At 39.2% G+C, this 1312-nt stretch carries 1 protein-coding gene; it reads right to left on the bottom strand.

The genetic code is table 11. The features are described from left to right. Positions 1-28: 28 nt before the first annotated feature. Positions 29-1192 carry an IS4 family transposase gene (locus BQ7483_RS00025; protein WP_072544385.1) on the bottom strand — a complete coding sequence of 388 codons (1164 nt, stop codon included), beginning with the start codon at positions 1190-1192 and terminating at the stop codon, positions 29-31. Positions 1193-1312 lie beyond the last annotated feature (120 nt).

Here is a 1312-nt window from a genome sequence, read left to right as displayed (position 1 = left end):
CACTACTGTCCACTAAAAATGGACAAGGTTAAAAATTAAATAAATTCGGTTCACTTGAATCATATCGGTCTTTGACATTTTTGAAATTCGATTTGTCGAACAAGTCACTGAGATGTGTTTTGTCGGTCAGAGAGATTCCGAGGATTTGAAGAACCTCATAGACGCTGCGTTCTAATTTCATATCGTGTTGAATTATTGCTACCAAACAGTAAGTAATTATCGCACAATAGATTTGTATGCGTACTGCGTTTTCCGATGTTCCCCAAAACTTCTTAATCCTGAGGTGTTGTTTTATCCATTTGAAGAACAGTTCAACACTCCATCTGTTTCGATAAAGCGATGATATCAACTCCGCAGATGCGTCAAGATTGTTTGTCAGGAAGATATATCGTGTACCGTCTTCAGGATTTTCAACGATGAGTTTTCTAAGTTCCTCAGGATAATCCTTAGAACTTTTATAAACCGTAAAGCACCCGATTGCATCCGAAACTACACCTTCCGGCAATCTTCGTTTCCAGGTTTTAGGCTTGATCCGTACGTTTGTTTTGGCTCGTACAACGAAGAAAGCACCTATACGATTTATCGTATTAAGATTGCTGAAGTCGTTATATCCGCGGTCGAATATGTAGTGCGCTCCAGATTCGTATGGTATCTCAGGCATAGCCTTTGAATCGTGAATGTTGGCAGGTGTAATATGCACAAATGCAGGTACTTCCGCTTCAACATCATAGAGCGTATGCAACTTTATTCCGCCTTTATGTTTGCGAAATTTGGCCCATTCAAACACCGACAGGCACAAATCAACCGTTGTAGAGTCAAATGCGTAAACATGACCGTCAAGTTCGAATATTTTATTGATTCTACGCTTGCGGGCCTCGGCAATCATGAATGTTGCATACTCCTCGAAAATATGGTAATCACGTTGCTCATTAGCCTTACTGAGATTGCTTCGTGTTACAGATTTCCCGATTCCGAGATGGTAGAGTTTCCCAGCATGTGCTTCCATAGCCACAACCAGATCTCGGAGGCTCTCTCGATTGGATAGCTGACCGAACATCATCGTAAGCAACTGATTCCAACAGGTATAGCTTTTGATATACTTGTTGCCATTGTATTTCTTCACAATGTATTTGAATTTCTCGTAATCAAGGAATTTAACTAATTGAGAGAAAACGTACTCGTCTTTAAACATAACGGTCTGATTTTGACCGCAAAGTTAAATTCAAGTCTCGGGAATCTAAAATTACCTATAACAAATTGAATTTCAATAATTTCAAAGAACTTCTATGATTTTTTAGTGGACACTAATGAA

Origin of the sequence: Mediterranea massiliensis, assembly GCF_900128475.1 — a bacterium.
Classification (GTDB): domain Bacteria; phylum Bacteroidota; class Bacteroidia; order Bacteroidales; family Bacteroidaceae; genus Bacteroides; species Bacteroides massiliensis_E.
Note: the sequence above shows the minus strand (reverse complement) of the source record. Positions and strands in the feature narration are given on the sequence as shown.

What these genes read in the sequence shown, in the direction of transcription:
- BQ7483_RS00025 (WP_072544385.1), bottom strand. Translation starts at nt 1,192, where the DNA reads ATGTTTAAAGACGAGTACGTTTTCTCTCAATTAGTTAAATTCCTTGAT.